This window comes from Saccharomonospora iraqiensis subsp. paurometabolica YIM 90007 (assembly GCF_000231035.2).
Lineage (GTDB): Bacteria > Actinomycetota > Actinomycetes > Mycobacteriales > Pseudonocardiaceae > Saccharomonospora > Saccharomonospora paurometabolica.
This window is the reverse complement of sequence record NZ_KI912187.1, coordinates 83,079-87,135: the sequence shown is the minus strand read 5'-3', so window position 1 is coordinate 87,135 and position 4,057 is coordinate 83,079. Positions and strand designations below refer to the sequence as shown.

The following is a 4,057-nucleotide window of genomic DNA, read 5'->3' as shown; positions in this document are numbered from 1 at the left end:
AGGCGGCGCAGCACCGGCTCGGTGGTCCGCAACGCACCGTCGGGATCGGCGCGGAGGTCGCCGGCGCGGCGGACGGCGCGGTCGCGCACCCGGCCGGTGAGGTCCACGAGGCAGCCCGCCACGTGGTCCGCCTCGATCTGCAGTCCGATTCCCGCCGGTCCGGCGGTGTTCGCCACCAGCAGGGTGGCGGGCCTGCCCGGGCCGTCCGCCCGGCCGAGCCCGAGTTCGCGCAGCAGACCGCCGTCGAGCAGCTCCCCGGTGAGCTGGGTGACCGTCGTCTTGGTCAGTCCGCTGCGCCGGGCCACCGCCGCGCGGGAGACGGGGCCGTGCGCGGCGATCAGCCGCGCGATCAGGGCGAGGTTGTGCTCGTGCTGTTGCTGTCCCCGGACGGGACGGGTCTGTTCCACGACCGCTCCCCACGGACTCGGCTGCGGTGAATTGGTCAGTCCACCGGACGAACGAACTCTAGCGGCGGGGATCACCCGTTCGGTAGACATTCGGTCACCGCGAGCACGGGACCGGGCTCGCCCGCACGAGAGGACCAGCGCATCATGGCCGACGTCTCCTTCCACGAAGCCTCCCGCGTGTTCCCCGGGAGCCCGCCGGTCCGGGCGGTCGACCGGCTCAACCTCGACATCACCGACGGCGAGTTCCTGGTGCTGGTCGGCCCGTCCGGGTCGGGCAAGTCCACGGCGCTGCGGATGCTGGCCGGCCTGGAGGACGTCGACGAGGGCGCGATCACGATCGGCGGCCGGGACGTCACCGACGTGTCCCCGAAGAACCGCGACATCGCCATGGTCTTCCAGTCCTACGCGCTCTACCCGCACATGTCGGTCGCGGAGAACATGGGCTTCGCCCTGAAGATCCAGCGGGTGGCCAAGTCCGAGATCGCCGAACGGGTGAAGGAGGCGGCCCGGCTGCTCGACCTCACCGACTACCTGGACCGCAAGCCGAAGGCGCTGTCCGGTGGCCAGCGGCAGCGCGTCGCGATGGGACGCGCGATCGTGCGCGAGCCCGCCGTGTTCCTGATGGACGAGCCACTGTCCAATCTCGATGCGAAGCTCCGGGTGGAGACCCGGGCGAACATCACCGCCCTGCAGAAGCGGCTCGGCACGACCACCGTCTACGTCACCCACGACCAGGTCGAGGCGTTGACGATGGGCCACCGTGTCGCCGTGCTCAAGGACGGTGAGCTCCAGCAGTGCGACACCCCGCGGGCGCTGTACGACGCGCCGACCAACGTGTTCGTCGCGGGGTTCATCGGCTCCCCCGCCATGAATCTCACGACGGCGCCGCTGTCCGACGAGGGTGCCAGTGTCGACGGCCTCACCGTGCCCGTGTCGCGGGAGATCCGCTCCGGTGCGGCGGCGAACCTGCGGGAGGTCACGGTCGGGCTCCGGCCGGAGGGGCTGCGTCCGGCGCTCGACGGCGAACCCGGACTGGAACTGGACGTCGAACTGGTCGAGGTGCTCGGTTCGGACGCCTACGTCCACGGCCGGGCCGAGCTCGGCGGGCGCCGGGAGCGGTTCATCGTGCGCACCGACGCGCACAGCACCCCGTCGTTCGGGGAGACGATCCGGGTCGGGCTGCGCGACCCGGAGTCCGCGCACGTCTTCGACCCGGAGACCGGGCACCGGCTGGCGGCCTGAGGGGCCGCCAGCCTGCCCCGGACGCGAACCCGCGTCACACGGTTGACGGTCGCCGTCCGGGGTACCAACCCGGGTGTGGACACCGCAGGAACCGGTCCTCCTCGCCACCGCGCGGATGATCCCGCGGCTGGTGCGACACCCGGTGTGGCAGGTGCGGGACCCGGGGCAGGGCGGCGGGACCGCCGTGCTGCTGGTACCCGGGTTCGGCGTCGGTGACTGGAGTCTGTCCCCGCTGCGGACGTGGCTGGCCGCGCGGGGATACCGGCCGCAGACCTCGCACACCGGGCTGAACCTCGGCTGCACCACCGAGCTCCTCCAGCGGCTCGAACGCCGACTCGACGCCCTCGCCGCGGACACCGGCGGGCGCGTGGTTGTGCTGGGACAGAGCCGCGGTGGCTGGCTCGGCAGGCTGGCGGCGGTGCGCAGGCCGGACCTGGTGCGTGCCCTGGTCATGTTGGCCGCGCCGGTGCTCGATCCGCTCGGGGCCAGGCCGGGCAGTGTGCGGGCGGCCCGGTCCCTGGCCCGGTTGGCGGCGCTGGGTGTACGCGGCGTGCTCGACGACGACTGCTTCGCGGGCGAGTGCTACCGGACGAACCGTGCCCTGCTGGCCGCGCGGCTGCCGGACGACGTCCCGGGCGTGTCGGTGTACTCGCGGCACGACACCGTGGCGCCGTGGCAGCTGTGCCAGGACCCGTGCGCCGAGGGCGTGGAGGTCACCAGCTCACACGTGACGATGGGGCTCGACCCGGACGTCTACACCGCCGTCGACTCCCGGCTGCGGGCGTGGGCGCGCGACCGGCGGTGACCCGCCGGTGCGCCCTCACTCCTGCCCGGGTGCCGCACCGGCGGGGCGCACCGGAATGCTCTCCCCCGCAGCACCGGCCGCACCCGGCTCGGCAGCCCCGTGCATTCCGAGGTTTGCCGCCCGGGACAGCCGGTCCGTGTCCGGCCGTCCGAGCAGTCGGCGCAGGGTCCGGGCGGGCACGAACGAGTCCGGGCGGCCGGTGCACCGTTGTTCGACCTTCTCCCCCACCGTCATGGCCGCGACCCCGACGGCACCCGAGATCAGGCCCACCACGGCCGAACGGGTCCAGTGCATCCGGATCCGGTTCCTCGGCATACTTCCTCACGCCTGTCGTCGACCCGCCACGGGGACGGCTCCCCGTTCGTGGTGCGGTCCTCAGGCCGCGGTCGGTTCCCGTGCCGGTTCCCCGGCTGCACCGGCGCGGACCTCCGTGTGGCACGGCCCCGGGGCGGACTCTCCCGGGACGGAGGTCCGGTCCGGATGGTCCGGCGGGTCGCGCACGGTCCCGAGTGCGGCGTAGCACGAGGGGCACAGCAGGCCCTCCTCCCGCACGGCGACGATCGTGGCCTCGCAGGGGTCACGGCAGTCGGCGCAGTGGAAGACGAGCACCCGCGCGAGACTGAACAGGTCCGCCTCGGGGCGGACCGGGTAGGACGCGAGCACCTCCACCGACGCACCGTCGCAGAACTCGAGGCGACGGTGCGCGTCGGCCTCGACACGGACATGCCCCGGGCAGGCGACCCCGGCGCGGACGGTGTCGCCGGAGTCCCGGTCCGCTCCGGGCAGGGAGACGTCCGCGCTGTCCGCGCTGTCCGCGCTGTCCGCTCCGCGCACCGGGAGCTGCGGTACCAGGCTCATGATGCGGACGTACCCCTGCCAGGTGGTCCGAAACAGCCACACACCGGCCACCGACGCCACCCGATCGATCCAGTCTCGCCGTGCCGGGCGACGCCCGACGTCGATAAGTCACGGACGGTGTTCGGGCCGCTGTCCACCATCGGCGTGGCACGCCCCCGCCCGGTGGACCCCGGGTCAGGCGATCCGTGCGGCGAGCCGGTCGGGGAACACGCGCTGCGCGGTGATCAGCTTCCCGCGGGCCCGGTCGAGGTCGAACCACCCGACCCGGTCCAGTTCCGGGAAGGTGCGGAGGGTCCCGGACCCCCGGGGCCATTCGAGTTCGAACGTGCCGGGCCGGACGGTCTCCGGGTCGAGGTCACCGTGCAGCGCCCAGACGGCGACCGTCTTCCCGCCCGACTGCCGGACCTCCCCCAGGGGCAGCAGCTCCCCGGCGGGGGGCGGCAGGCCGAGCTCTTCCTCGAACTCCCGCCGGGCGGCGTCCTCGGGCCGCTCGTCGGGTCCGTACTCCCCCTTGGGCACCGTCCAGGCCCCGGCGTCCCGGCGGGTCCAGAACGGCCCGCCCATGTGCCCGAGCAGCACGTGGATGCCCTCCGGGGTCCGCCGGTAGAGCAGGATGCCCGCGCTGTGCCTGGCCACTCCGGCATTGTCCCGCAGGCCGCAGGGCGGTGACGACCCGACTGGCCCGCGCGTCCGGTCAGCCGCTCCCGGCCGGGTCCCCGGCGGTGCCCCGGGCGGTCTCGCCGGC

The 4,057-nt window shown here is 73.8% G+C and carries 6 protein-coding genes; 2 read left to right on the top strand and 4 right to left on the bottom strand.

What is annotated here, in order from left to right; genetic code table 11:
- On the bottom strand, positions 1-407 hold a 407-nt coding region (locus tag SACPADRAFT_RS24705), incomplete at its 3' end, for a helix-turn-helix domain-containing protein (RefSeq protein WP_007026766.1).
- Between the two features lie 144 nt (positions 408-551).
- Here SACPADRAFT_RS24705 and SACPADRAFT_RS0201275 point away from each other — a divergent pair.
- Positions 552-1,649, top strand: a complete 1,098-nt coding sequence (locus tag SACPADRAFT_RS0201275; protein ID WP_007026765.1) for an ABC transporter ATP-binding protein — start codon at positions 552-554, stop codon at positions 1,647-1,649.
- 73 nt (positions 1,650-1,722) lie between these two features.
- Positions 1,723-2,454 carry an esterase/lipase family protein gene (locus tag SACPADRAFT_RS0201270; RefSeq protein ID WP_028662130.1) on the top strand — a complete coding sequence of 244 codons (732 nt, stop codon included), beginning with the start codon at positions 1,723-1,725 and terminating at the stop codon, positions 2,452-2,454.
- 15 nt (positions 2,455-2,469) lie between these two features.
- Here SACPADRAFT_RS0201270 and SACPADRAFT_RS24700 read toward each other — a convergent pair whose 3' ends face one another.
- From SACPADRAFT_RS24700 to SACPADRAFT_RS0201255, 3 genes are all read right to left on the bottom strand, one after another.
- Positions 2,470-2,769, bottom strand: a complete 300-nt coding sequence (locus tag SACPADRAFT_RS24700) for a hypothetical protein (RefSeq protein ID WP_028662129.1) — start codon at positions 2,767-2,769, stop codon at positions 2,470-2,472.
- A 60-nt stretch (positions 2,770-2,829) separates the two neighbouring features.
- Positions 2,830-3,354, bottom strand: coding sequence for a hypothetical protein (locus SACPADRAFT_RS31085; protein ID WP_157577005.1), 525 nt, complete (start codon positions 3,352-3,354; stop codon positions 2,830-2,832).
- 132 nt (positions 3,355-3,486) lie between these two features.
- Positions 3,487-3,948 carry an NUDIX hydrolase gene (locus SACPADRAFT_RS0201255; RefSeq protein WP_007026761.1) on the bottom strand — a complete coding sequence of 154 codons (462 nt, stop codon included), beginning with the start codon at positions 3,946-3,948 and terminating at the stop codon, positions 3,487-3,489.
- Between the last annotated feature and the right edge of the window lie 109 nt (positions 3,949-4,057).

Coding starts and splice junctions, on each gene's coding strand:
- SACPADRAFT_RS0201275 (WP_007026765.1), top strand. CDS start 552: ATGGCCGACGTCTCCTTCCACGAAGCCTCCCGCGTGTTCCCCGGGAGC.
- SACPADRAFT_RS24700 (WP_028662129.1), bottom strand. CDS start 2,769: ATGCCGAGGAACCGGATCCGGATGCACTGGACCCGTTCGGCCGTGGTG.